This window comes from Leclercia sp. LSNIH3, from assembly GCF_002935105.1.
GTDB lineage: Bacteria > Pseudomonadota > Gammaproteobacteria > Enterobacterales > Enterobacteriaceae > Enterobacter > Enterobacter adecarboxylatus.
In genome coordinates this window covers 1974437-2000339 of the sequence record NZ_CP026387.1, presented here as the reverse complement: position 1 = coordinate 2000339, position 25903 = coordinate 1974437, and the positions used below count along the sequence as shown (strand labels likewise).

General features: G+C 55.4%; 29 protein-coding genes and 1 pseudogene. 17 read left to right on the top strand and 13 right to left on the bottom strand.

Annotated elements, in window-relative coordinates; all coding sequences use genetic code 11:
- Positions 1–48: 48 nt before the first annotated feature.
- Positions 49–1671: an isovaleryl-CoA dehydrogenase gene (locus C3F35_RS09695; protein ID WP_059308900.1), complete on the top strand. Its 1623-nt coding sequence runs from the start codon at positions 49–51 to the stop codon at positions 1669–1671.
- Between the two features lie 3 nt (positions 1672–1674).
- Here the strand turns inward: C3F35_RS09695 and C3F35_RS09690 are convergent, their stop codons facing one another.
- From C3F35_RS09690 to bsmA, 3 genes are all read right to left on the bottom strand, one after another.
- A complete protein-coding gene (locus tag C3F35_RS09690) occupies positions 1675–3600 on the bottom strand; it encodes a methyl-accepting chemotaxis protein (protein ID WP_032616189.1) in 1926 nt (641 codons plus the stop codon).
- Between the two features lie 172 nt (positions 3601–3772).
- The gene (gene yjfN / locus C3F35_RS09685) at positions 3773–4060 is read right to left on the bottom strand and encodes a DUF1471 family protease activator YjfN (RefSeq protein ID WP_032616190.1); all 288 of its coding nucleotides are present in this window, start codon (positions 4058–4060) and stop codon (positions 3773–3775) included.
- Between the two features lie 136 nt (positions 4061–4196).
- Positions 4197–4526, bottom strand: coding sequence for a biofilm peroxide resistance protein BsmA (gene bsmA / locus C3F35_RS09680; RefSeq protein WP_071886502.1), 330 nt, complete (start codon positions 4524–4526; stop codon positions 4197–4199).
- A gap of 138 nt (positions 4527–4664) precedes the next feature.
- Between bsmA and yjfP the strand changes: the two genes are divergently transcribed.
- Positions 4665–5396: an esterase gene (gene yjfP, locus C3F35_RS09675; RefSeq protein WP_059308899.1), complete on the top strand. Its 732-nt coding sequence runs from the start codon at positions 4665–4667 to the stop codon at positions 5394–5396.
- Here the strand turns inward: yjfP and ulaR are convergent.
- Both ulaR and ulaG read right to left on the bottom strand, forming a co-directional pair.
- On the bottom strand, positions 5393–6148 hold the full coding sequence (ulaR, locus tag C3F35_RS09670) for an HTH-type transcriptional regulator UlaR (protein ID WP_032616193.1): 756 nt from the start codon (positions 6146–6148) through the stop codon (positions 5393–5395). The genes yjfP and ulaR overlap by 4 nt on opposite strands.
- 108 nt (positions 6149–6256) lie before the next feature.
- Complete coding sequence (gene ulaG / locus C3F35_RS09665) at positions 6257–7321, bottom strand: L-ascorbate 6-phosphate lactonase (RefSeq protein WP_032616194.1); 1065 nt, start codon at positions 7319–7321, stop codon at positions 6257–6259.
- Between the two features lie 356 nt (positions 7322–7677).
- Between ulaG and ulaA the strand changes: the two genes are divergently transcribed.
- Genes ulaA through C3F35_RS09635 form a run of 6 tightly spaced genes read left to right on the top strand, consistent with a single transcriptional unit; the run spans position 7678 to position 12085 of the window.
- Entirely contained in the window at positions 7678–9078 is a 1401-nt protein-coding gene (gene ulaA, locus C3F35_RS09660) for a PTS ascorbate transporter subunit IIC (RefSeq protein ID WP_032616195.1), read from the top strand.
- Positions 9079–9090: 12 nt separating this feature from the next.
- On the top strand, positions 9091–9396 hold the full coding sequence (gene ulaB, locus C3F35_RS09655) for a PTS ascorbate transporter subunit IIB (RefSeq protein ID WP_032616196.1): 306 nt from the start codon (positions 9091–9093) through the stop codon (positions 9394–9396).
- A 9-nt stretch (positions 9397–9405) separates the two neighbouring features.
- Positions 9406–9873, top strand: coding sequence for a PTS ascorbate transporter subunit IIA (gene ulaC / locus C3F35_RS09650; protein ID WP_032616197.1), 468 nt, complete (start codon positions 9406–9408; stop codon positions 9871–9873).
- A 12-nt stretch (positions 9874–9885) separates the two neighbouring features.
- Positions 9886–10536 carry a 3-keto-L-gulonate-6-phosphate decarboxylase UlaD gene (locus tag C3F35_RS09645; RefSeq protein WP_032616198.1) on the top strand — a complete coding sequence of 217 codons (651 nt, stop codon included), beginning with the start codon at positions 9886–9888 and terminating at the stop codon, positions 10534–10536.
- A gap of 9 nt (positions 10537–10545) precedes the next feature.
- Complete coding sequence (locus C3F35_RS09640) at positions 10546–11412, top strand: L-ribulose-5-phosphate 3-epimerase (protein ID WP_103793119.1); 867 nt, start codon at positions 10546–10548, stop codon at positions 11410–11412.
- Entirely contained in the window at positions 11399–12085 is a 687-nt protein-coding gene (locus tag C3F35_RS09635; RefSeq protein WP_103793120.1) for an L-ribulose-5-phosphate 4-epimerase, read from the top strand. The genes C3F35_RS09640 and C3F35_RS09635 overlap by 14 nt, the downstream gene beginning before the upstream one ends.
- A 79-nt stretch (positions 12086–12164) precedes the next feature.
- Here C3F35_RS09635 and yjfY read toward each other — a convergent pair whose 3' ends face one another.
- The gene (gene yjfY, locus C3F35_RS09630) at positions 12165–12440 is read right to left on the bottom strand and encodes a DUF1471 family protein YjfY (protein ID WP_032616201.1); all 276 of its coding nucleotides are present in this window, start codon (positions 12438–12440) and stop codon (positions 12165–12167) included.
- Between the two features lie 343 nt (positions 12441–12783).
- On the opposite strand from yjfY, the gene rpsF reads away from it, so the two are divergent.
- The 5 genes and pseudogenes from rpsF (at position 12784) to C3F35_RS09605 (ending at position 15304) form a co-directional block, all read left to right on the top strand.
- On the top strand, positions 12784–13179 hold the full coding sequence (rpsF, locus tag C3F35_RS09625; protein ID WP_011915632.1) for a 30S ribosomal protein S6: 396 nt from the start codon (positions 12784–12786) through the stop codon (positions 13177–13179).
- Between the two features lie 6 nt (positions 13180–13185).
- Positions 13186–13500 (top strand): primosomal replication protein N, encoded by a 315-nt coding sequence (gene priB, locus C3F35_RS09620; protein ID WP_006178996.1) that lies wholly within the window; start codon positions 13186–13188, stop codon positions 13498–13500.
- Between the two features lie 4 nt (positions 13501–13504).
- Entirely contained in the window at positions 13505–13732 is a 228-nt protein-coding gene (gene rpsR / locus C3F35_RS09615) for a 30S ribosomal protein S18 (protein WP_000135199.1), read from the top strand.
- 41 nt (positions 13733–13773) lie between these two features.
- Entirely contained in the window at positions 13774–14223 is a 450-nt protein-coding gene (gene rplI / locus C3F35_RS09610) for a 50S ribosomal protein L9 (RefSeq protein ID WP_032616202.1), read from the top strand.
- A 153-nt stretch (positions 14224–14376) separates the two neighbouring features.
- Positions 14377–15304 (top strand): annotated as a pseudogene (locus C3F35_RS09605) (DMT family transporter).
- 23 nt (positions 15305–15327) lie between these two features.
- Here C3F35_RS09605 and C3F35_RS09600 read toward each other — a convergent pair.
- Positions 15328–15963 (bottom strand): OapA family protein, encoded by a 636-nt coding sequence (locus C3F35_RS09600; RefSeq protein WP_032616204.1) that lies wholly within the window; start codon positions 15961–15963, stop codon positions 15328–15330.
- A 231-nt stretch (positions 15964–16194) separates the two neighbouring features.
- On the opposite strand from C3F35_RS09600, the gene fklB reads away from it, so the two are divergent.
- Positions 16195–16815, top strand: a complete 621-nt coding sequence (fklB, locus tag C3F35_RS09595) for an FKBP-type peptidyl-prolyl cis-trans isomerase (protein WP_032616205.1) — start codon at positions 16195–16197, stop codon at positions 16813–16815.
- A gap of 306 nt (positions 16816–17121) precedes the next feature.
- On the top strand, positions 17122–18531 hold the full coding sequence (gene cycA, locus C3F35_RS09590; RefSeq protein WP_032616206.1) for a D-serine/D-alanine/glycine transporter: 1410 nt from the start codon (positions 17122–17124) through the stop codon (positions 18529–18531).
- 84 nt (positions 18532–18615) lie between these two features.
- Here the strand turns inward: cycA and ytfE are convergent, their stop codons facing one another.
- On the bottom strand, positions 18616–19278 hold the full coding sequence (gene ytfE / locus C3F35_RS09585) for an iron-sulfur cluster repair protein YtfE (RefSeq protein ID WP_032616207.1): 663 nt from the start codon (positions 19276–19278) through the stop codon (positions 18616–18618).
- Between the two features lie 242 nt (positions 19279–19520).
- On the opposite strand from ytfE, the gene C3F35_RS09580 reads away from it, so the two are divergent.
- The gene (locus tag C3F35_RS09580) at positions 19521–21170 is read left to right on the top strand and encodes a methyl-accepting chemotaxis protein (RefSeq protein ID WP_103793121.1); all 1650 of its coding nucleotides are present in this window, start codon (positions 19521–19523) and stop codon (positions 21168–21170) included.
- Positions 21171–21475: 305 nt separating this feature from the next.
- On the opposite strand, the gene C3F35_RS09575 is transcribed toward C3F35_RS09580, so the two are convergent.
- A complete protein-coding gene (locus C3F35_RS09575; RefSeq protein ID WP_103793122.1) occupies positions 21476–22324 on the bottom strand; it encodes an SDR family oxidoreductase in 849 nt (282 codons plus the stop codon).
- An 89-nt stretch (positions 22325–22413) separates the two neighbouring features.
- On the opposite strand from C3F35_RS09575, the gene C3F35_RS09570 reads away from it, so the two are divergent.
- On the top strand, positions 22414–22794 hold the full coding sequence (locus tag C3F35_RS09570) for a winged helix-turn-helix transcriptional regulator (RefSeq protein ID WP_032616210.1): 381 nt from the start codon (positions 22414–22416) through the stop codon (positions 22792–22794).
- Positions 22795–22868: 74 nt separating this feature from the next.
- Here the strand turns inward: C3F35_RS09570 and C3F35_RS09565 are convergent, their stop codons facing one another.
- From C3F35_RS09565 to C3F35_RS09550, 4 genes are all read right to left on the bottom strand, one after another.
- Positions 22869–23834 (bottom strand): DMT family transporter, encoded by a 966-nt coding sequence (locus C3F35_RS09565; RefSeq protein WP_103793152.1) that lies wholly within the window; start codon positions 23832–23834, stop codon positions 22869–22871.
- A 76-nt stretch (positions 23835–23910) separates the two neighbouring features.
- Positions 23911–24735, bottom strand: coding sequence for an AraC family transcriptional regulator (locus tag C3F35_RS09560; protein WP_059308894.1), 825 nt, complete (start codon positions 24733–24735; stop codon positions 23911–23913).
- A gap of 18 nt (positions 24736–24753) precedes the next feature.
- Positions 24754–24942: a hypothetical protein gene (locus tag C3F35_RS09555; RefSeq protein ID WP_059308893.1), complete on the bottom strand. Its 189-nt coding sequence runs from the start codon at positions 24940–24942 to the stop codon at positions 24754–24756.
- A 529-nt stretch (positions 24943–25471) separates the two neighbouring features.
- Positions 25472–25702: an ECs_2282 family putative zinc-binding protein gene (locus C3F35_RS09550; protein ID WP_032616213.1), complete on the bottom strand. Its 231-nt coding sequence runs from the start codon at positions 25700–25702 to the stop codon at positions 25472–25474.
- Positions 25703–25903 lie beyond the last annotated feature (201 nt).

Sequence of the window (25903 nt, the reverse complement as noted above, 5' to 3'; positions counted from 1 at the left end):
CCTGGCCTGTCCATAATTACGTCATTGCCATAGAAGGAGGGATACATTATGCACTGGCAGACGCACACTGTTTTTAATCAGCCTGCGCCACTCACCAACAGCAACCTTTTTCTTTCCGATCGTGCCCTGTGCGAAGCGGTCAGCCGTGAAGGCGCGGACTGGGACGCCGAGCTGCTCGCCAGTATCGGCCAGCAACTGGGTACGGCAGAATCTCTGGAACTGGGCCGCCTTGCCAACGTCAATCCACCTGAACTGCTGCGCTTTGACGCCAGCGGAACCCGGCTGGACGATGTGCGCTTTCATCCCGCGTGGCACCTGCTGATGCAGGGTCTGTGCGCCAACCGGGTGCATAACCTGGCGTGGGAAGAGGAGGTGCGCAAAGGCGCATTTGTGGCCCGGTCGGCACGCTTTATCCTGCATGCGCAGGTTGAGGCCGGCACGCTTTGCCCGATCACCATGACCCATGCCGCCACGCCGCTGCTGCAACAGGCATTACCGCGCGCCTTCCACGACTGGCTGACGCCGCTCCTCAGCGACCGTTATGACTCGCATCTGGCCCCGGGCAATCAGAAGCGCGGTCTGTTAATTGGCATGGGGATGACGGAAAAACAGGGCGGATCGGATGTTCTCAGCAATACCACCCGGGCAGAACGGTGCAGCGACGGTAGCTACCGGCTGGTGGGCCATAAATGGTTCTTCTCTGTGCCGCAAAGCGATGCCCATCTGGTGCTGGCGCAGGCGAAAGGTGGCCTGTCGTGCTTTTTCGTTCCCCGTTTTCTCCCAGACGGCCTGCGTAATGCCGTGCATCTGGAGCGTCTGAAAGACAAGCTGGGGAACCGTTCGAACGCCAGCAGTGAAGCCGAGTTTCTCGAGGCGACCGGCTGGCTGCTGGGCGAGGAGGGTGAAGGGGTGCGCCAGATCCTGAAAATGGGCGGCCTCACCCGATTCGATTGCGCGCTTGGCAGCCATGGCCTGATGCGCCGGGCATTTTCGGTGGCGCTGTATCATGCCCACCAGCGGCAGACCTTTGGCAAAAACCTGATCGATCAGCCGCTGATGCGCGACGTATTAAGCCGCATGGCGTTGCAGCTGGAAGGGCAGACTGCGCTTCTGTTCCGCCTGGCGCGCGCCTGGGATCGCCGGGATAACGAGCGCGAAGCGCTGTGGGCGCGGCTGTTTACCCCGGCTGCAAAGCTGGCCATCTGTAAAGCGGGGATCCCCTTTGTCGCTGAAGCGATGGAGGTGCTCGGCGGTATAGGCTATTGCGAAGAGAGTGAATTGCCGCGCCTGTACCGTGAAATGCCGGTCAACAGTATCTGGGAAGGCTCGGGCAATATCATGGGGCTGGACGTGCTGCGCGTGCTGGCGAAACAGCCTGCGGTGATGGATCTGCTGGCCGATGATTTTGCCGAGGTGAAAGGGCAGGATCGGCACTTCGATCGCAGCTGGCGCCAGTTGCAGCAGAAGTTACGTAAACCGCAGGAGGCGCAGGGCAGGGAGATCGCCCGGCAGATCTTCCTGCTGGGCGCGGGGGCGCAGATGTTGCGCCATGCGTCACCGCCGGTGGCGCAGGCCTGGTGTCGTGAAATGCTTGATGCCCGCGGCGGATCGCTGATCGGCGAGCAGGTCCAGGACGACCTGCTGCTCCGCGCCACGGGCGGCGTTGCCTGATCCTTACAGGCGGAACAGGCTGACCAGATCGGTCAGGTGCGAGCCTTTCCCGCGCAGGACCTGCGCGGTCTGTTCGCTGCGCGAGACGCGATCGGCGTTAATATGCGACGCTTCGCCGATATGCGTCATCGCCAGGTTCACCTGACCGATGCCTGCCGACTGCTCGCGGGAGGCATGGTTAATTTCCGTGACCAGCTGGTTGATATTGTCGATGTGCTCAATGATGCTATCCATCGCCTGACGGGTCTGCTCCGACAGGGCGTGGCCCTCGCTCACCTTGCTGAGCGTATCGCCAATCAGCTGTTCAATCTCCTTCACCGCGTTGGCGCTTCGTGCTGCCAGGGCGCGAACCTCCTGAGCCACCACGGCGAAGCCTTTACCGTGCTCACCTGCGCGGGCGGCTTCTACGGCGGCGTTTAGCGCCAGAATATTGGTCTGGAAAGCGATACCCTCAATCACCCGGGTAATGGCTTCGATACGTTTCGATGCTTCGCGAATATCATCCATCGTAGAGACAGCATTGCTGACGGTCTCCCCGCCCTGATGCACTGCCCGGGACGTTTCGCCCACCAGTTGCTGGGTCTGCTCCATATTGGCCGCATTCTGCTGCACGCTGGCCGCCAGTTGCTCCATACTGGCAGAGGTCTCTTCCACGCTGCTGGCCTGCTTGTTGATCTGTTCGGAGATCTCGCCGGTATCCGCCGCCAGGGCGTTGGTTCCCAGATGGATATCTCCCGCGGCTTCACGCACCTGCAGCACGATTTTTTGCAGCCCGCCGCCAATGCCGTTAATGGCGCTTATCAGCTGACCCACCTCATCCTGACGGGTGGCTGGCAGAGTGGCGCGCAGATCGCCTGCGGCATACTGTTCTGCCAGACCAATCACATCGCGCAGCGGGCGTGTCAGCCAGCGGCGGATAATAAACACGAACAGCATGGCGAAGAGCGCAGACAGAACAACGCCAGCCAGCAGGAAGCGATCGCGCATGCTGGTCACATCGGCCAGCAGGACGGTTTTATCCACTTCGCCCACTATCGTCCAGTTCCAGCCCGGGAGCGGCGTCCAGGCCATAATCAGGGTGCGACCATCGGCGCTCTGACGTTCCAGGGTGCCGGAGTCATCCCCCAGTAACTGTTGCTGAACCTCGTTCTCCCACGTCGGCAACCGTCCCTCTTCTGCGCTGTGGAACAGGTACTGGCCGTGATTTTTGCCATTGCTGCGGTCCAGCACAAAGAAGTGGCCACTTTCGCCCAGACGGCGGCTGAGGATCTTCTCGCGCATGACGTTCCACGAGTGGGTGATGTCGACCCCGACGAAGATAATGGCGATTACCTGTCCACCCGCATCCTTTACCGGTTGGTACTGGGTGATATAGCGTTTGCCGAACAGCAGGGCGAGGCCGCGATAAACCTCTCCTTTGGCCACCACTGCCCATGCTGGACTGGCGTGATCCAGTTTCGTACCGATGGCCCGATCGCCGTTCTCTTTACGCAGGGAGGTTGCCACGCGAACAAAGTCGTCACCGCTGCGAACAAACAGCGTAGAGATGGCGCCGGTGCGATTCAGAAAATCATCGGGTGTGGTGTTGTTCTCATGGAGTTCCGTATCGCCGCCTTTCAGCAGCGGGACAGTCTGACCGTTGATGGTGCGGGTCTGGCTGGCGTCAAGGTTCAGCGGCTGCGGCAAAAAGGTGGTGAACAGGCGGGTATAGCTTTCCACCTCTTCGGTGAGGCTAGTGTTGAACATCTGCACCATATCCACCACGCCGGTGGACTGGTTATGCAGGTCTTCTATGGCCAGCGATTCGAGTTTTTGACTGGTGTTATAGCTCAGAAGGAAAGTGAAAAGCAGAAAGAGTGTGGCAACACTCAAGCCGGTAAGCAGCGATAGCTTTGTGCCCAGACCTGCACGGCGAAAAAAGTTGATCATAAATTGCTCATTGTTAAAAAGGTAACGCTTTTCAACGGCAGAGCAGGGATAACATTTATTGGGTTTATGTAACAAAATGTTACATAAGTGTCTCGTGGTAGTAACGGCAAGGATAATAGAATTGTAAATAATAAAAAGCCACTCTTTTTTAGTGGCTTTTTATTGATGCTTTTTAGACGTAAAGGATGGCCTGGACTCGCCAACGATCAACATGGCTCTCTTCCTGCATAGCAATAATGCGATACCAAGATGCTCCCTGTTCATCTGCTTTTAGCGCGATCATGCGCTCAACATCCTGCGGACTCCCTGAGATATCACTCACGGAAATCAGTCCGATTTCATTTAAACCCGTCACGCAATCAGCACTGGCAAATTCGGCTGACTGGGCGGCAGTGCTCACCAGACCGGCTGAGAGCAACAGTGAGGTCAAAGCAAGAGATCGTTTCATCGTCAGCTCCATTTTACGTGTCCCCGGAATCCGCCGGGCAATCCTTCGCTAATAAACTCGCTTCCATTGACCCAGGCATGGAGTTTATTGTGAACAGGAAAACGTCTATGGACGCAAAGCAGTGTAAATGTCGTTTAAATACCGCGCGTTATTTACGGTATAAAATGGCCTGCGAGTACCATTGTCCTGTCACGATGGTTTCATCAACAAGGACAATGACGTAATAATCTGCTTTCGCAGCGACGGCTTTTGCTTTAATGGCATTTTCCACATCTGCGGGAGAGCCTCGCTCCAGGGCGGTGACCGTACCCATCCGCTGTAATCCTTCCGTCTGATTACGACGAATTTCTTGTGGGTGGTCGGCAACCGGTGGTGCAGGCTGCGGCGAGCCTTCTAATACACTACATCCGCCCAACGCCAGCGTTAGCAATAAAGCAGCAAACCTACGCATAACCATATCTCGTTTCCTGATAGCCATAGTGTAGAACTCTGTTGATTTAGGATTGGGGGAATGTTCCCAAATTGTTAGCTGCGGCGTAAATTTCGAATGAAAATTGTGCGAAAGCGTAATCTGGTTCTCAACATTTTAAATCACCCATTAGCATGAGGCCCATTAATGATTGAACTTGAAATACGTCAATTTGGCGACCATGAGTGTGTACACGCTTTTCCCGCCGGGAAAAAGGCTCAGCCGTTGCCCGTTGTCATTTTTTATCATGGTTTTACATCCTCAAAACTGGTTTACAGCTATTTTGCGGTGGCGCTGGCGCAAGCGGGTTTTCGGGTGGTGATGCCAGATGCACCCGATCACGGGGCGCGTTATTCCGGCGATGAGCAGGCTCGGCTGGGCCAGTTCTGGCCGATTCTGCATGGTAATCTCACGGAGTTTGCCGCATTGAAGAGCGCGTTATACCAGGCCGGGCTGGTGGCGGATGAACGCCTGGCAGTCGCCGGAGCCTCGATGGGAGGGATGACTGCGCTGGGTATCATGGCGCGCCATCCAGAGGTGAAATGCGTGGCAAGCCTGATGGGTTCTGGCTACTTTACCTCGCTGGCCCGCACGCTGTTTCCGCCGCTGCAACCGGGGGACTTTGCGACCATGGTCTCTCCGCTTGCCGACTGGGAGGTGACGAATGCGTTACCGCGCCTGGCCGATCGCCCGCTGTTGCTGTGGCACGGGGAGGAGGATGATGTGGTGCCCGCCGGGGAAACATTCCGTCTGCAGCAGGCCTTGCAGCATGAAGGGCTGGATAAAAACCTGACCTGCCTCTGGGAGGCGGGAGTAAAACACCGCATCACGCCCACGGCCCTTGATGCCACGGTGGCCTTTTTCCGTCAGCACCTTTAAACGCGCAGGATCTTCACCCCCTGATCTTCCAGTTTCTGGAGGATTGTGGGGTCAGCACTTTTACCGGTGATCACCAGATCAATCTGCTCGGCGCGGCTGAATAACATCCCCGCACGCTCTCCGACCTTGCTGCTGTCGACCAGCACCACCAGCTTGCCGACGACGTTCAGCATGTTCTGCTCCGCCATCGCCGTCAGCATATCGGTTTTATACAATCCCTCGGCGGTGAGTCCTTTCCCGCTGGTAAACATCCAGTGCCCGGCATAGAGGGTGTTCTCGCTATCCTGCGGACTTAGGGTAATGGACTGGCTCTTGTTGTACTGCCCGCCCATGATCACCACGCTTTCGTGCTCCTGATCGATGAGGTAGTTAGCCAGCGGCAGGTAGTTGGTAATGATCTGCACCGGCTTACCACACATTTCCCGACCCAGCAGGAAAGCGGTTGAACCACAGTTGATCACCACGCTTTCGCCGGGATTGACCAGCTGAGAGGCGGCCCGGGCAATACGCACTTTTTCGTCGTGATTCTGCGCCTGATGAATATTCATCGGCGACCAGCGTGGACGCTGTTGGCTAATACCTTCGGCACCGTTGCGGACTTTTTTCAGCTTCCCGCTTTCATCAAGCTTATTGATATCCCGGCGCGCGGTGGCAGGGGAAACGCCCAGCCGGGCAATCACCTGTTCCACGGTAACAAACCCCGTCTGCGCCAGGAGTTCCAGTAAAATTTGATGCCGCTGTGCTTCTGTCATGAGCTATTCCGAAACAAATTGATTTTAAAAGATGATATTTGAAATAGCGTGAAATTACTAAGTAAAAGATGGTATCGCCAGGCGCTGTGCCCGGCGATAAGAGGGGTATTACAGGAAAGATTTGAACGGCAGATCCGGCTCAATGGTAAAGCAATCGTCAAACCCGCGCGGGTAGTGATATTCAAAATTGTCTTTATCCAGCGGCCAGGTAAACTTGCCGCCCACCTGCCAGATAAACGGCTTAAAGCCATATTTCAGACGGTCTTTTTTCATCTCCCACAGCACACGGATCTCCTGTGGATCGGCCTGGAAGTTTGACCAGATATCGTGGTGGAATGGGATTACCACCTGGGTGTTCAGTGCTTCTGCCATGCGCAGAATATCGGCACTGGTCATCTTGTCGGTGATACCACGCGGGTTCTCGCCATAGGAGCCCAGCGCCACGTCGATGTGATGCTCGTTGCCGTGTTTGGCATAGTAGTTTGAGTAGTGGGAATCGCCGCTGTGGTACAGCGTACCGCCGGGGGTTTTGAACAAATAATTTACCGCCCGCTCATCCATGCCGTCCGGCAGTACGCCGGCTGCCTTCTGGTCTGCCGGCAGGGTAATCAAAGCCGTGCGGTCAAAGGCATCCAGCGCGTGGATTTCAACATCTTTGATTTTTACGACATCACCCGGCTTCATCACGATGCAGCGCTCTTTTGGCACGCCCCAACCGATCCATAAATCAACGCAGGTCTGTGGGCCAATAAAAGGAACATCATCTGCACAGTTCTGCATTACCGCCGCCGCGACGTTGACGTCAATATGATCGTTGTGATCGTGGGTCGACAGGACGGCATCGATCTGGCGAATCGCAAAGGGATCAAGGACAAATGGCGTAGTACGCAGGTTGGGCTGCAGTTTCTGCACCCCCGCCATACGCTGCATCTGATGTCCCTTTTTCATCAGCGGATTGCCATGGCTTTGCTTGCCGGTGCCACACCAGAAGTCGACGCAAATATTGGCTCCCCCCTCTGATTTCAGCCAGATCCCGGTACAGCCCAGCCACCACATTGCAAAGGTGCCAGGCGCAACCTGTTCCTGCTCAATCTCTTCGTTCAGCCAGCTGCCCCATTCCGGGAAGGTGCTCAGAATCCATGATTCGCGGGTGATGGTGTTCACTTTACTCATCTTTTTGACTCCTGGTTTAATCAAATTAAATCATTTTGTGATTTGTTATGATTAATGCTGTCACTATTTCACGCGCTTTGCAACGGTGTAAATGCGGAATTTTGGCTGATCGACTTCACGAATTGTTCAACTATTGCTTATTAAACGATCGCGTTATTTTCATTAATGTTATGAATTATAAGAATTTAATTGGAATTTTTGGTGGTTTAATAAAATCAACACTAACAACAGGGAAATAATTTGCGTGACGCGTCACAAATAATCAAATGCAATCTTGTGATGATTATTCTTGATTACTAGAGTGGGGGCCTGTTGTACGAGCATTACGCAGCGTACTGCCTTTATCGGAGAGTGTTATGGAGATCCTCTACAGCGTCTTTACCGTCTTTTTTAATCAGGTAATGACCAATGCCCCGCTACTGCTGGGTATCGTGACGTGTCTGGGCTACATCCTGTTACGCAAGAGCGTCAGCGTCATTATCAAAGGCACTATTAAAACCATCATCGGTTTTATGCTCCTCCAGGCGGGGTCCGGCATTTTAACCAGCACCTTTAAACCTGTGGTCGCCAAAATGTCGGAGGTCTACGGCATTAATGGCGCAATATCAGACACCTATGCATCAATGATGGCCACCATTGAACGCATGGGCGACGCCTACAGCTGGGTGGGTTACGCCGTCCTGCTCGCGCTGGCGCTGAACATCATTTACGTTCTGCTACGCCGGATCACCGGCATCCGCACCATCATGCTCACCGGCCACATCATGTTCCAGCAGGCGGGGTTGATTGCGGTTTCCTTCTATATCTTCGGTTATCCAATGTGGACCACGATTATCTGCACGGCCGTGTTGGTCTCACTCTATTGGGGTATTACCTCCAATATGATGTACAAACCGACGCAGGAAGTGACCGACGGTTGCGGTTTCTCTATCGGCCATCAGCAGCAGTTCGCCTCGTGGATTGCCTACAAGGTTGCCCCGTATCTGGGTAAAAAAGAGGAGAGTGTGGAGGACCTTAAGCTGCCAGGCTGGCTGAATATCTTCCATGACAACATCGTTTCTACAGCGATTGTAATGACCCTCTTCTTCGGCGCCATTCTGCTCTCTTTCGGTATCGACGTAGTCCAGGCGATGGCGGGTAAGACCCACTGGACGGTCTATATCCTGCAAACCGGTTTCTCTTTTGCAGTGGCAATTTTCATTATCACGCAGGGCGTACGCATGTTTGTCGCCGAGCTGTCCGAAGCTTTCAACGGTATTTCTCAGCGTCTGATTCCTGGGGCCGTTCTGGCAATTGACTGTGCAGCTATCTATAGCTTCGCGCCAAATGCCGTGGTCTGGGGCTTTATGTGGGGCACCATCGGTCAGCTGATCGCGGTGGGTATTCTGGTGGGCTGCGGCTCTTCCATCCTTATTATTCCTGGCTTTATCCCGATGTTCTTCTCCAACGCCACCATTGGCGTCTTTGCTAACCACTTTGGTGGCTGGCGCGCGGCGCTCAAGATCTGCCTGGTGATGGGGATGATTGAAATCTTTGGCTGCGTGTGGGCGGTCAAGCTCACCGGCATGAGCGCGTGGATGGGTATGGCCGACTGGTCAATTCTGGCGCCGCCAATGATGCAGGGCTTCGCCTCCGTCGGCATCGTCTTTATGGCCGTCATCATTGTTATTGCCCTGGCTTATATGTTCTTCGCTGGCCGTTCGCTGCGGGCGGAAGAAGATGCAGAGAAACAAACAGCAGAAGTTTCTGCTCACTAAGGAGTTTCGATTATGACCGTACGTATCCTGGCTGTGTGTGGCAATGGGCAAGGTAGCTCCATGATCATGAAGATGAAAGTGGACCAATTTTTAACCCAGTCCAACGTTGACCACACGGTGAACAGCTGCGCGGTGGGTGAATACAAAAGTGAACTGAACGGCGCAGACATCATCATTGCCTCGACCCATATCGCCGGTGAAATAAGCGTCACAGGCAATAAATATGTGGTGGGGGTGCGCAATATGCTGTCGCCTGCGGATTTTGGCCCAAAACTGCTGGAGGTGATCAAAGAACACTTCCCGCAAGACGTGAAGTAAGGAGGCCCGATGAAGCTCCGTGATTCGCTGGCAGACAACCACTCCATCCTTTTACAGGCCGAAGCCAGCACCTGGCAGGAGGCGGTAAAGCTGAGCGTTGATTTGCTGGTTAAGGCTGATGTTGTTGAGCCGCGCTATTACCAGGCCATTCTCGATGGCGTTGAGCAATTTGGCCCCTATTTTGTGATTGCGCCAGGGCTGGCGATGCCGCATGGCCGCCCAGAGGAGGGAGTCAAAAAAACCGGCTTTGCACTGGTCACATTGAAAACGCCGCTGGTGTTTAACCATGAAGATAACGATCCGGTCGATATCCTGATCACCATGGCGGCCGTTGATGCCAATACCCATCAGGAGGTGGGCATCATGCAGATCGTCAACCTGTTTGAAGACGAAGCCAATTTCGACCGTTTACGCGCCTGCCGCACCGAGCAGGACGTGCTGGATTTAATCGACAACGCCACAGCGGCGGCAGTTTAAGAGGGAATTGAAATGTCATTACCAATGTTGCAGGTCGCACTGGATAACCAAACCCTGGCCCACGCATACGAAACGACGCGTCTCATCGCCGAAGAGGTGGATATCATCGAAGTGGGCACCATTCTGTGCGTCGGAGAAGGCGTGCGCGCCGTGCGCGATCTGAAAGCGCTCTATCCTCACAAAATTGTGCTGGCTGACGCCAAAATCGCGGATGCAGGCAAAATCCTGTCGCGCATGTGCTTCGAAGCTAACGCCGACTGGGTGACGGTGATCTGCTGTGCAGACATTAATACTGCCAGAGGCGCGCTGGAGGTTGCCAAAGAGTTTAACGGCGACGTGCAGATCGAACTCACCGGCTTCTGGACCTGGGAGCAGGCGCAGGCGTGGCGCGAGGCGGGCATTCAGCAGGTGGTCTATCACCGCAGCCGCGATGCCCAGGCCGCGGGCGTCGCCTGGGGTGATGCCGATATTACTGCCGTGAAGCGTCTGGCGGAGATGGGCTTTAAGGTTACCGTCACCGGCGGTCTGGCGCTGGAGGATCTGCCGCTGTTTAAAGGTATCCCGATTCATGTCTTTATCGCCGGGCGCAGCATTCGTGATGCTGCCTCGCCGGTGGAAGCGGCACGTCAGTTCAAACGTTCCATCGCCCAGCTGTGGGGATAAGGAGCGGTTATGTTAAGCAAGCAGGTGCCGCTTGGCATCTATGAAAAGGCACTTCCTGCCGGGGAGTGCTGGCTTGAACGGCTAAAACTGGCTCAGTCTCTGGGTTTTGATTTCGTCGAAATGTCGGTGGATGAGACGGATGCGCGTCTCTCCCGTCTCGACTGGAGCCGCGAGCAGCGTCTGGCGCTGGTAAATGCGGTGGCCGAAACTGGCGTGCGCGTGCCTTCAATGTGCCTGAGCGCTCATCGTCGCTTCCCGCTCGGCAGCGAAGATGACGCCGTGCGAGCACAGGGGCTGGCGATCATGCGTAAGGCGATTCGCTTTGCCCAGGACGTGGGGATCCGCGTCATCCAGTTGGCGGGCTACGACGTTTATTACCAGCAGGCCAACAACGAAACGCGGCGGCGCTTTCGTGAAGGGTTGAAAGAGAGCGTGGAGATGGCGAGCCGCGCCCAGGTGACGCTGGCAATGGAAATCATGGACTACCCGCTGATGAACTCCATCAGCAAGGCGCTGGGCTATGCCCACTACCTCAATAATCCGTGGTTTCAGCTTTATCCCGATATCGGCAACCTGTCTGCGTGGGATAACGACGTGTCTATGGAGCTGCAGGCGGGGATGGGCCATATCGTGGCGGTACACGTCAAAGACACCCGGCCGGGCGTATTTAAAAACGTATCTTTCGGCACAGGCGTGGTGGATTTCGAAGCCTGTTTCGCCACTCTCAAGCACAGCGGTTACTGCGGACCCTACTTGATTGAGATGTGGAGCGAAACCGCAGAGGATCCGCTGCAAGAAGTCGCAAAAGCCCGCGACTGGGTGCTCGAGCGCATGGCACGGGCCGGGCTGACGGGAGCAGAAAATGCAGCAGCTTAAGCAGCAGGTTTTTGAAGCAAACATGGATTTGCCGCGTTACGGTCTTGTTACCTTTACCTGGGGAAACGTCAGTGCGATAGATCGCCAGCGCGGGCTGGTGGCGATCAAACCCAGCGGTGTAGTCTATGAGGCCATGCGTGTGGAAGACATGGTGGTGGTGGATCTTGACGGCAAGGTAGTAGAGGGCCAGTGGCGGCCCTCGTCCGATACCGCAACCCATCTGGAGCTGTACCGGCGTTATCCGTCACTTGGCGGCGTGGTGCATACCCACTCCACCCATGCCACGGCCTGGGCGCAGGCGGGGCTGGCCATTCCGGCGCTGGGCACCACCCATGCCGACTACTTTTTTGGCGACATCCCCTGTACGCGCGCATTAACCGAAGCGGAGGTGCAGGACGAGTATGAACGCAACACTGGCAAGGTGATCATTGAAACGCTGGGGAAGGGTGAACCGCTGCACACCCCGGGGATAGTGGTGTATCAGCATGGCCCCTTTGCCTGGGGTAAAGATGCCCACGATGCCGTACACAATGCCGTGGTGATGGAAGAGGTAGCGAGAATGGCGTGGATTGCCCGCGGCATCAACCCGCATCTGCAACCTATCGACAGCTATCTCATGAACAAGCATTTTATGCGTAAGCATGGCCCGAATGCTTATTATGGGCAGAAATAAAAAAAGCCCCCGGGCAGGGGGCTAATTCGACTATGACAATATTTTAGTTGTTGGCTTTCCTGGTGCTAGCGTCAAAGCATTATCTGTAGATATCTGCACTGACATGCATATTGCCGTTGCTGCCCGGTTCACGGGTGAGCATGACGTGATAGTAGCGGGCATCCCGCGCATCGGCTTCTGCATTAATGGCTTCCGTCGCTTCGCTTTCCGTTGCGAAGTTATGGTTGATATAAATGACGCCCAGACTTTGCACATCATCCATATTTCTGGCCTGTCGGCCGTCAACCTGAATCGCTGCTGTCGCGTTTGCACTGAGCAAAAGCGCAGCCAGAATGGCAAGGTTTATCTTTTTCATGATATGCGCTCCACGACAAACTACGGTGCGACGATAATCACTTCGGGTTTTGTCCTCAGAAGGGGTCTGATTAAAGTGTAACCCCTTATCTGACGGGCATTGGCGACCATTTCTGATGCTGTTGTTCAAAAAATCGCCGCGATCGTCCGTGAGCCATGGTAAATCACCCACTTAGACGAGCTTTGCGCTTTGTGCGAATTATTTGTGCAATCAGCTTGAGTTTCCAGGGGGGTACAAGTATTATGGCGCGTCAATTTTTCAGCCGACCTTTAACACGTTCCTTGCCTCCCCGGGCCTCGGCTGACCCAGACAGGAGGCTGAATAATCCGTAAGGAGCAATTCGATGCGTCATTACGAAATCGTTTTTATGGTCCATCCTGACCAGAGCGAACAGGTTCCGGGTATGATCGAGCGCTACACTGGTGCAATCACTGCAGCAGAAGGCACGATCCACCGTCTGGAAGACTGGGGCCGCCGTCAGCTGGCTTATCCGATCAACAAACTGCACAAAGCTCACTACGTTCTGCTGAACGTTGAAGCACCGCAGGAAGCGATCGATGAGCTGGAAACTAACTTCCGCTTCAACGATGCCGTTATCCGCAGCATGGTTATGCGTACCAAAAACGCAGTGACCGAAGCATCTCCGATGGTTAAAGCGAAAGACGAGCGCCGTGAGCGTCGCGATGATTTCGCAAACGAAACCGCAGATGATTCTGATGCTGGGGATTCTGAAGAGTAATTTCTGATGACCAACCGTCTGGTGTTGTCCGGTACCGTGTGCAGGACCCCCCTTCGTAAGGTCAGCCCATCAGGAATTCCTCACTGCCAGTTCGTGCTTGAGCATCGTTCAGTGCAGGAGGAAGCCGGGTTTCACCGGCAGGCGTGGTGCCAAATGCCCGTTATTATTAGCGGACACGAAAACCAGGCCATTACTCACAGTATAACGGTCGGTAGCGCAGTAACCGTTCAGGGGTTCATCTCTTGCCATAAGGCAAAGAACGGTCTGAGCAAAATGGTTCTGCATGCCGAGCAGATTGATTTGATAGATTCTGGAGACTAGCCATATGGCACGTTATTTCCGTCGTCGCAAGTTCTGCCGTTTCACCGCGGAAGGCGTTCAAGAGATCGACTATAAAGATATCGCAACGCTGAAAAACTACATCACCGAAAGCGGTAAGATTGTCCCAAGCCGTATCACCGGTACTCGTGCAAAATACCAGCGTCAGCTGGCTCGCGCTATCAAACGCGCTCGCTACCTGTCTCTGCTGCCGTACACTGATCGTCATCAGTAATCGGGCACGGTCCATTAATACGACTTTAAGAGGATAAGGTAATGCAAGTTATTCTGCTTGATAAAGTAGCAAACCTGGGCAGCCTGGGTGATCAGGTTAACGTTAAAGCGGGCTACGCTCGTAACTTCCTGGTTCCACAGGGTAAAGCTGTTCCTGCTACCAAGAAAAACGTAGAGTTTTTCGAAGCACGTCGTGCTGAACTGGAAGCCAAACTGGCTGACGTTCTGGCGGCTGCTAACGCTCGCGCTGAAGAAATCAACGCACTGGGCACCGTTACTATCGCGTCTAAATCTGGCGACGAAGGTAAACTGTTCGGTTCCATCGGTACCCGCGACATCGCTGATGCAGTAACTGCAGCTGGCGTTAAAGTGGCTAAGAGCGAAGTTCGTATGCCGAACGGCGTTCTGCGTACCACCGGTGAGCACGAAGTGGACTTCCAGGTTCACAGCGAAGTCTTCGCTAAACTGGTTGTTAACGTTGTTGCTGAGTAAGTAATTACTCGTCATCACGTTCGAAGCGCCGGCCTTGTGCCGGCGTTTTGCTTTTTAATGAGACCCGTCCCTACCTTTTGCCTTGTAAGGTAGCTATTCCCATCACATTCTCTGATAATAAAATGAAACAACATTTTAACTTTTGGATGTGTTATGGATGCCGTTTTGCCCACGCCGGTTTTTGCCCGTAAAAACATCGTATTCGCCAGCGCGACGCTGTGCTGTTTGTTATGGGGAAGCTCCTATCCCGCAATTAAAAGCGGCTACGAACTCTTCCAGATCGCCACTAACGACATTTCGTCAAAGGTGGTCTTTGCAGGCTATCGCTTTGTGTTTGCCGGCCTGCTATTGCTGCTGTTAGCCCTTGCCCAGCGCAAGCCGATTGGCCGACTCAGTCCACGGCAGTTTGGGCAGTTGACGGTGCTGGGCCTGACGCAGACGGCTATCCAGTACACCTTCTTTTATATCGGTCTCGCTTACACGACGGGTGCTAAAGGGTCGATCATGAACGCGACCGCCACGTTCTTCAGCGTCATGCTGGCGCACTTCATCTATCAAAACGATAAGATCAGCTACAACAAAGCCCTCGGTTGTATCCTCGGTTTTGCCGGGGTGATGATCGGGCTTGCAGGACTTCCACTTTGTCTGGAACGGCGACGGTTTTGTTGTGCTGGCGGCGTTTATCCTCTCTGCGGCCACGCTGTATGGCAAACGTATTTCTCAGACGGTCGATCCTATGGTGATGACCGGCTGGCAGCTGGCGATCGGTGGGGTGATGCTGGTCGTGGGGGGCTACATAACGGGCGGGACGCTGGCAGTACCGAGCGTCAAAGCGGCGGCCATCCTGGGCTATCTGACCTTGCTCTCCTCGGTGGCATTTGCGCTGTGGAGTTTGCTGCTGAAATACAACCGCGTCAGCATGATTGCGCCGTTCAACTTTTTAGTACCGGTCGCCGGAACCGTGCTCTCTGCCATTTTCCTTGGGGAGAATATCCTGGAGATCAAATATGCCGTGGCGCTGGTGCTGGTCTGCTCAGGGATCTGGTGGGTCAACAAAGTGAGTGGAAAACAGGCCCGGTAAAGGGTGCATTACCGGGCGAACCGCTATTTAGCGCGGACAAAGCTGCCGTCAGCCTGACGAGTAAACAGCACCTGCTGACCATTGCCGCTGTCGATGGTCAGCCCTGTCACCACGCCGCTCGCGTTCTGGCGGATCTGTACCATCTGACCGTTTTGCAAATTGCTCAGCGGCTTGCCTGCGCCCTCAACCTGCGCCATCGCATAGACGTCAGTCGGAGGAAGGTTGTGATCGCGGAACAGCTGCGCCATCGTTTTGCCTGACTCTACCCGATAGGAACGCCACTGCTGTTCGATACCAGGCACCGGCTGCGACTGCACCGGCGCGGCGGCCTGCTCCTGCGGTTGCTCTTCCTGAATTGGCTCCGGCTCTACCGGCGCCATCTGGCCTGGATCGTTTGTCGGGGAGACCAGCTGCGTCTGCATCGGCTGGGTATCGGGTTGCGGCTGCGTTTGCGAGCGGAAATCCAGTTCGGCATCCCGCCGGACAGGCGTTGTCGCGCTGTCGTCAGCCCCTGGCAGCAGAAAACCAACGATAACCATCAGCGCACCGATGATAATGCCTCTGCGGTGCAGGGGCGGCAGCGGGTCCATGAGGCGAAAGTTGTCTGGCGCATGCCAGATTTTCGTCAGGGTAGGTTTTAGTTCAAATGGCCCGGGCATGGCTCTCCTCCTGCTCCGCGTCTTTTTTCCTGTCCCAAGAAGTATAGTTCGCTAACTGCCTGATGAGCGTAGTAAAGCGGGCTTCCGTGACACACATTCGGGAAAAATCCAGATAGCCTCTATTGTTTCCGTTTCATCGCAATTTGTCATCTTTCCATGCGACAAAGTTTTACCGGATGGAAGGTGGCTGTTATGCTGCCCGCTACTTTAAATGTGATGGAAGGAAATCCCATGACCACCCCGACTTTTGACACAATCGAAGCGCAGGCAAGCTACGGTATTGGTTTGCAGGTAGGACAGCAGCTGAGCGAATCAGGTCTGCAAGGTCTGTTACCTGAAGCGCTGGTGGCGGGTATCGCCGATGCGCTGGAAGGTAAACATCCGGCGGTTCCGGTAGATGTGGTTCACCGTGCGCTGCGCGAAATCCACGAACGTGCTGACTCCGTACGTCGCGCGCGTTTTGAAGAGATGGCCGCGGCAGGCGAGAAGTTCCTCGAAGAAAACCGTGAGCGCGAAGGCGTGAACAGCACCGAAACCGGTCTGCAGTTCCGCGTGATCAATCAGGGTGACGGCGCAATTCCGGCGCGTACCGACCATGTTCGCGTGCACTATACCGGTAAACTGATTGACGGCACCGTGTTCGACAGCTCTGTTGCCCGTGGCGAACCGGCTGAATTCCCGGTCAACGGCGTGATCCCAGGCTGGATCGAAGCCCTGACGCTGATGCCAGTAGGCTCCAAATGGGAACTGACTATCCCTCAGAACCTGGCCTACGGCGAGCGTGGCGCAGGCGCGTCCATTCCGCCATTCAGCACCCTGGTCTTTGAAGTTGAGCTGCTGGAAATTCTGTAATTCCGCTCTCTTTCCTCTCCCCAGCCGGGGAGGGGAATTCAGTTTAAAAACCTATAGTTACGCGACAATCAACAGATTATCTTGCAAATGGTCACAGTAAGTGTATTTTTGTGAGCTGTTTTGCGTTGCATAAGTGATATGCCACTCACTTTCAACATATTGTTAACATAATATTTAAATCATAGTATTCATCCCGCCGATTCTTACCTAATATCGATGAGTCCTTAACCGGGCCGTCGCTTTTCGACGTAATAAAGGGCCAGAAGAGCCTAAACAACACAGGCAGTAACAACAGGAAAACATCACATGGTAGATCAGGTAAAAGTCGTTGCCGACGAAGAGGCACCGTCTGAACAATCGCTACGGCGTAATCTCACAAACCGTCATATTCAGCTTATCGCCATTGGCGGTGCCATTGGCACCGGGCTGTTTATGGGGTCAGGCAAAACCATCAGCCTTGCGGGGCCGTCGATCATTTTTGTCTATATGATCATCGGCTTTATGCTCTTTTTCGTGATGCGTGCAATGGGTGAATTGCTGCTCTCGAATCTCGAATACAAATCCTTTAGCGACTTTGCGTCCGACCTTCTTGGGCCGTGGGCGGGGTACTTTACTGGCTGGACCTACTGGTTCTGCTGGGTGGTTACCGGGATGGCCGACGTTGTCGCCATTACGGCCTATGCGCAGTTCTGGTTCCCCGGACTGTCGGACTGGGTTGCCTCGCTGGCGGTGATTGTCCTGCTGCTGAGCCTTAACCTCGCCACCGTAAAAATGTTCGGTGAGATGGAGTTCTGGTTCGCGATGATTAAAATCGTCGCCATTGTCGGGCTGATTGTGGTCGGCCTGGTGATGGTCATGACTCACTTTACCTCGCCGACGGGCGTAGAAGCCTCGTTCTCCCATCTGTGGAATGACGGCGGCTGGTTCCCGAAAGGGCTGAGCGGATTCTTTGCCGGTTTCCAGATTGCGGTCTTCGCCTTCGTGGGGGTTGAGCTGGTAGGGACTACCGCCGCAGAAACCAAAGATCCTGAGAAATCCCTGCCGCGGGCGATTAACTCCATTCCGATCCGTATCATCATGTTCTATGTGTTTGCGTTGGTCATTATTATGTCCGTTACGCCGTGGAGTTCCGTCGTACCGACCAAGAGCCCATTCGTGGAGCTGTTTGTACTGGTTGGCCTGCCGGCTGCGGCGAGCCTGATTAACTTCGTGGTGCTGACCTCCGCGGCCTCTTCGGCCAACAGCGGTGTGTTCTCCACCAGCCGTATGCTGTTCGGTCTGGCGCAGGAAGGCGTGGCGCCGAGTGCATTCGCCAAGCTGTCAAAGCGTGCGGTGCCGGCGAAAGGGCTGACCTTCTCCTGTATCTGCCTGCTGGGTGGCGTGGTGATGCTTTACGTGAACCCAAGCGTCATCGGCGCGTTCACCATGATCACCACCGTCTCGGCGATCCTGTTCATGTTCGTCTGGACCATCATCCTGTGCTCGTACCTGGTGTACCGCAAACAGCGTCCGCACCTGCATGAAAAGTCCATCTATAAGATGCCGCTGGGCAAGTTCATGTGCTGGGTCTGCATGGCGTTCTTCGTGTTTGTGCTGGTACTGCTGACGCTGGAAGAGGATACCCGTCAGGCGCTGATCGTCACGCCGCTGTGGTTTATCGCACTGGGGCTGGGCTGGCTGTTTATCGGTAAGAAAAGAATGGCAGGCGTAAGATAAAAGCAAAACGGCAACTTCGGTTGCCGTTTTTTTATCTGTTCTTTTTCTCCCTGTGGGAGAGGGCATCAGGCTGCAATAGTCTTATTATTCCCCGGCCAGCGCCCGCGGGAACAGCACGTTATTCTCGAGGCTGATGTGCTCCATCAGGTCGTCGATCATCTCGTTAATCCCGTTATACATTGCGCGCCAGGTGGTGCAGGCATCCGCCGGTGGGGTAACGTTATGGGTGATGTGTTTGATCACTTCCACCAGTTCACCCGCGTCATCATGCTCGCTTTCCATCACGCTGATTGGCCCCATCGCCTGGCTACCCATTCCCTGTTTGATCATCGGGAACAGGATCTGCTCTTCTTTCATCATGTGGCTGGACAACTCTTCATGCAGCATGGTCAGGCTTTTCGCCAGGCCACGCGGTACAGAGGCTTTCTCGGCATGAACGCGCTCCACTTTGGTCGCCTGCAGGATCAGTTCCGGCAGCTGTTCGCGGTGGCGGTCATGGTAACGCACGATGATGTGATTGATGATCTCTGCCAGTGCCACGTTGCGCCAGTCTTTTTCCAGCGGTTGCTCAGCCAGTTTTGCCAGTTCAGCTTCGATGAGATCCAGATTCAGTTCCTTACGCGATGCCGCACGCGCCAGGGTTTGCTTACCGCCACAGCAGTAATCCATATCGTATTTACGAAACAGCGCGGAAGCGCGTGGGATGGAGAGCGCCAGCTCGCCTAAAGGTTGGTCGCGGAAGGCCATCGTTGTTACCTCATCGTGATTTAATAACATGTATTTTAAATGCATCTTTAAGGCGAGGATATAACCCTTTAGGGGCAGAGGGAATAAAGTCAGTAAATTATCAAAAATTTCTTATGTTTTAACTTGCTGAATGGATTTGATTATTTCCAAATAATTGAGGTGGTTAGACCACCAAATGTTAAATAACATGCCTTCTCTGCCGATATACCCCTCAGTCAATATCCTGCAAAAGAAGGCTGAGAATGTTCAAACGTATTAAAGTAATCACCCTGTTAGTTTCGGTACTGCTGGTGCTCGGGCTGATGCAGATCATCGCCGCGACGGTTTTTATCAATGCCCTGAACAATGATAAGGACAATTTCACCGTCTCCCAGCTATCCAGCCAGAACGTGGCAGAGTTTACTGACGCGTGGATCAGCCTGAACCAGGCGCGCGTAACCCTTAACCGCGGCATGCTCCGTTTGCAAAGCAGCACGGCGACCGAGATCAACGGTACGCAACTGGGTGAGCTGGTCACCGCCGGTAAAGCCCGGCTGAATGAAGCTCAGGAGCATTACGACAAATATTACGCCCTGCCGGAAACCCCAGGGCTGGACGAGAAGCTGGCCGATCGGCTGGAAGAACAGTACCGCGCTTACCACACTACGCTGACGAATATGAATGCGCTGCTGGCAGAGGGCAAGCTGGACGATATGTTCAAGCAGAATGCCGAGCAGAAGCAGGTGGCAATGCAGGCGGTGTACCGCGAATGGCGTGAAGCGCAGGCGAAGCTGGCCAGCGCAGGCATCACCGATAACGAAAACGACTACAAGCGTATCCTGTGGATCCTCTCCGCTGTTATGGTGATTGTCGTGGCAGTGATTATTGCCAGCTGGATCGCCATGCGCAACGTGCTGCTGAAGCCGCTGCATGAGGTGATCGCGCATATTCGCGCTATTGCCGCAGGCGACCTGACGCAACCGATCGATGGGCAGGGGCAGAACGAAATGGCGCTGCTGGCGCATAACGTTCATGAGATGCAAAAGGCGTTGGCCAACACTGTGGGCGTGGTGCGCGATGGGGCCGATACCATTTTCACCGGTGCCGGTGAAATCTCCGCAGGCAGTAACGACCTCTCTTCCCGTACCGAGCAGCAGGCGGCCTCGCTGGAAGAGACCGCAGCCAGCATGGAGCAGTTAACCGCGACCGTGAAGCAGAACGCCGATAACGCCCGTCAGGCGTCACGTCTGGCGCTGGATGCCTCATCCACTGCGAAAAAAGGCGGCAACGTCGTCGAAGGCGTGGTGCGTACCATGGACGAGATTGCCACCAGTTCCAGCAAAATCGCTCAGATCACCAACGTGATCGATGGTATTGCTTTCCAGACCAACATCCTGGCGCTGAACGCAGCAGTAGAAGCGGCACGTGCTGGTGAGCAAGGACGTGGATTTGCGGTGGTGGCAGGGGAAGTTCGTACTCTGGCCCAGCGCAGCGCCCAGGCCGCGAAAGAGATCAAAGGCCTGATTGACGACTCGGGCGCGCGCGTCAGTGCGGGCTCCGCGCTGGTGAATGAAGCCGGGGCGACAATGGCGGAAATCGTCAGCGCCGTAACCCGCGTGACCGACATCATGGGCGAAATCGCTTCCGCCTCGGATGAGCAGAGCCGCGGTATTGACCAGGTGGGTCAGGCAGTGGCCGAGATGGATCGCGTGACCCAGCAGAACGCCTCGCTGGTAGAGGAGTCTGCGGCAGCAGCGGCAGCGCTGGAAGAGCAGGCGGCACGTCTGAATGAGGCGGTGGCGGTGTTTAAGATCGTTCACGGCCAGGCGGCCACAGCGGCACCAGTGAAAACCTATACCGCAAAAGCGAAACCGGTGCTGGCGACCACGGACGCTAACTGGGAAACCTTCTGACGGACGCCGGGTAGCGGCTACGCCTGATCCGGCCTGCGGCTTATACGGTCTGGTGTCCTCAACCCAACCCTCTCCCACCGGGAGAGGGAGCACAGATTAAAAACGGCAACCCCTGGGTTGCCGTTTTACGTTTATCTTGCTGCCGGGGACGGTAGGGAAGCCGGAACACCCCGTGGCGAAGGCCCGCTACCTCTTCCGGCAGTTCCGGCTCGAAGGCGATCATCCGGTAGCGCCAACCGTGCGGGCCAGATTTCACGACCGGAGATGACCCGCAGAGACGCCGCAAAAATCCCCCTTTTTGACAGCTACAGGATGCCTTTCACGCTCTCCGCAAGGGAGGTCGTCGGGTGACCCAGCAGCGCGCTCAGCGTATGACTGTCATCAAACAGACCGCCCTTTGAGGCACCGACATCGGAGTCGGCCAGCATATCGGCCAGGCCCGCCGGTAAACCGACACTCTTCAGCGCGGCGGCAAAATCGGCCTCGCTCAGGTTCTGATACACCACGTTTTTACCGCTCTGACGGCTCAGTTCGGCAGCCAGTTCGCTTAATGTCCACGCCTGGTCGCCCGCCAGCTCATAGACTTTTCCGGCATGACCCTCTTCGCTGATGACGCGCGCGGCAGCGGCGGCATAGTCGGCACGGGTGGCGGAGGCAATTTTGCCTTCCCCCGCAGCGCCGATGAACACGCCATGCTCCAGTGCAGGCGGGGCGCTGGCGAGGTAGTTTTCGGTATACCAGCCGTTACGCAGCAGGGCGTAAACAATGCCGGATTCGGCCAGCGCTTTTTCGGTGGCGACGTGCTCCACGTGCAGCCCCAGCGGCGAGGTATCGGCATGCAGCAGGCTGGTATAGGCGATAAATTTCACGCCCGCCGCCTTCGCCGCATTAATCACGTTCTGATGCTGCGCCGCACGCTGGCCCACTTCGCTCGAGGAGATCAACAGCAGTTTATCCACGCCCGCGAGCGCGGCGGTGAAGGCGGTCTGGTCGGTGTAATCGGCCTGACGGACGGTCACGCCCTGCTGGCTCAACGCTTCGGCCTTGGCCGGGTTACGCACAATGGCGACAAGCTGGCTAGCCGGAACGGTCTCCAGCAGCTTTTCAATAACGTGCTGGCCAAGCTGGCCGGTAGCTCCGGTAATGGCGATCATGATGAATATCCTTCGTCTCGTGTGAATGTTATGGCACACTACCATCCAAGCTAACTTTTAGTAAGTACGTACAAAAAGGTAAGTATCAAATGAGCAATCTCACCCTCAGCGAACAAATGCGCGACGGCAATCTTTTTGCCGAACAGTGCCCTTCCCGGGATGTACTCAAGCACGTCACCAGCCGCTGGGGTGTGCTGATCCTGGTGGCGTTGCGTCAGGGGACGCATCGCTTTAGCGATCTGCGGCGCAAAATGGGCGGGGTGAGCGAGAAGATGTTAGCCCAGTCGCTTCAGGCGCTGGAGCAGGATGGTTTTATCAATCGCGTGTCGTATCCGGTGGTGCCCCCGCACGTGGAGTACAGCCTGACGCCGCTGGGGGAAGCGGTGAGCGAGAAGGTGGCGGCGCTGGCCGACTGGATTGAGCTGAATTTACCGCAGGTGATGAGTCACCGGGATGAACATGCGGCCTGATGCCGGGTGGCGGCTGCGCCTTACCCGGCCTGCGGATTTGTCGGCCCGACAGGTAAAGCGCCGCCGGGCGTTTTCTATGGTTGAGAAGCCGGAACAACCAGTGGCTTTTCCGGCTTCGCGCTGACGGCGATCACCACCCCCACGACCAGCAACACTATCCCCGTACCGGTTAACAGCGGCGGCAGGCTCTGGCGCATCAGGAAGGTATACAGCAGCCCGGCCAGGGTTTCGAAGACTATCAATGGGCCTAAGATCACCGTTGGCAATTTCTGGCTGGCGACGTTCCAGCACAAGGCACCCACCCACGAGCAGCAGATGGCAATCGCCACCATCAGTCCGAGGAAGACCCAGGGGCGCGGCCCCAGCGGCAGCGCGAATTCCGGCTGCTGCACATTCAGCCAGGCGCAGGCGGCGATATAGCCCAGCACCGCCACCGGCAGCGTCACCAGCGCCTGCGCGGTAGCCCACATCATCGGATGTTTGTCCGGGTTCTCCCGCAGCCAGCGCGCATTACGCAGCGCATACCATGCCCAGCAAACCACCGACACCGACGCCAATAGGATCCCGGAGACATAGCGCCAGCCGCTGCCCCCGGCCGCGCCATGACGCAGCTCGGCAATGTTGACGCAGGCCAGCCCCAGCGCAATGGCGATCAGGCCTGGCACCATCTTCGACCACGCCAGTTTGCCGTCACGCTGGCTGTAGAGCAGATTGGCAAATACCGGGATCACCACCGGCAGGGTGCCGATGATCATCGTCGAGACGGGAGCGCCAGTGCGCTGGATGGCGCTGGCCAGGCAGATGTAATAGATGAGGTTGCCCATCATGGTCAGCGCCAGCGCGGTCAGCCAGTCCTGGCGTTTCAGCTGGCGTAAGCGCGCGCGGCCCAGCCAGGCGATCGGCAGAGCGATAAGCCCCAGCGCCAGATAGCGCCCCATCGACTGCAATGCCGCCGGGTACTCCGGCACGATCAGCGGACCGACAAAAATCAGCCCCCACATTAGCCCTGCAAGCAGGGCGTAAATTACGCCACTAACCATTTTTGTATCCATTTTCGCTAAACCTGCTGGCAGTGTAGAAAGGCAAAAGGGGGGGCGTATTGTATGAGATTGCGCATTAGCGCTTTGCGACCTGCTTCTGGTAACGCACGGGAGTGATGCCATACCGCCGGGTAAACGCCCGGGTCAGGTGCGACTGATCGGTCAGGCCCGTCGCGGCAGCCACCTCTGCCGCCGGCAGCCCCCGGGTGAGGAAGTCTTTAGCGCGCCACAGGCGGATCGCCATCAGCATCTGATGGGGCGTGACGTGGAAATGGGCCTTAAACTGGCGCTGAAAATGGTACGGGCTGAGCGATACCACCTGCGCCAGCTCATCGAGGGTCAAAGAGTGCATGTAATTATCGTGCAGATAGTCGCGCACGCGCTCGAAGCGATGCGCCCCTTCGTGCAGGACCGGGGCATGGCGCGCCAGCGGTGTGAAGGTATCAATCAGATCCAGCAGCAGGCCTTTTTGCGCCAGCGGGTCGTCGGTGTGCCACAGGCCATAGATCAGCTGGCATATCTGCTGCGAACGACGGGGATCGTGGCGGGTGACATCGCTGAACCACCAGTGGCGAATGCCCGTCACCTCTTCCAGCAGATCCGGCTCGAGGTAGATCATCCGGTAGCGCCAGCCGTCAGCGGTTTCGGCTTCGCCGGTATGCAGCTCATCAGGATTCATGGTAACGACGGAATGGACGGGGGCAACGTACTGCGTTCCGCGATAGCGAAAGCGTTCGGCACCGGCTTCAATGGCGCCGATACCAAAGGCCTCGTGGGTGTGCGGCTCAAAGGCGTAGCGTGAAATATGGGCATGATACAGTTCGACGCCCGGCAGCTGCGCCAGATGGCGAAAGCGCGCGCTGTCTCTCTCATCGAAGAACTGTTCGGGTACGCCTTGCACGGTGAGCCTCCTCGCGGGTCAGATTTCATTATCAGAGATGACCCACAGGGATGCCACCAAAAATAACCACTTTTTAACAATTACAGGGTGCTTTTCACGCTCTTTGCGAGGAGGCAGCGTGGCGGCATAATCCGCCTCGCTCAGATTTTGATACCCTCCGGCAAAAAGATCTCCGATATCTCCCGGGGTCGTCGCGGGTGGCTTCATGGCCGATCACCGGCGAGGCGTGTAAACCCGTGTGCTGGTGCCTTAAATACTCCAGGTAAAAATATTTCTGACCGGTCCCCGCAAGCAGGAACCGGTTAAAAATAAGAGGGATGTAAAATATTTCGCACTGAAAAGGAAAGCGGGCCAGAAAAATAAATTTATCGGACAAATTTTTCGCGTTTAATAAATAAAACAGATAAAAATAGCTTTATGGCAGGAAGACGACTAGGCTGTGCCTGTGATGAATCCCCCTATGCGGCGGGGCGTCCAGACAGGCAGGTGAGTAGCGCGGTTCTGTGGTCTGGCATAGAGTCACCGGGAGGCACCCGGCATCACACCCAATCATGCACTCCTTTTTAGCCCACTATGTAAATTATGTTCACTGTACTGAATCAGATAGCGTCCCCTCGGAAATATCCGGCATGCTGCTCATAAATAATGGCCAGGTGATTATCAGGTAGGGTTTCAACGGTGCCACGACCGCAAACTGTGGCCCCGTAGATGATGGATAAGGCTGGTTACCTAAAAATTATTTTCGTTCCCACGGGGTTCCTTTAAAAACAGCTTCGATAGTTTCATCATCGCGTTTTCTTGTCGCATCGACATCTTGCTGTAGAACATCATCCTTATTAATTTCTCGACCACACTCAACACAACTTACGTCAACAAAGTTGGTTTCAAAATCAAAGTCATTGGGCATCGTCAGGAACGGGCTGCCGCAATACGGGCATGTAACTTTGAGATTTTTATTTTTAAGCATGGAAAAACCTCCTTTTTATTGTGGCGTATAAATATTAGCTCAGGTTTTTTATAGAGAAAATACGAAACAAAGATGTCAGTGGTCGATAATTAGGGTGATAACAATGCGTTAAGATTTTTCCAGCCAGAGTGACTTTATTCTGAATAGATGCGCACCGGGAAAGGTTATAAATAAACAGCGAAGGATAGCGGTTACGGAGCG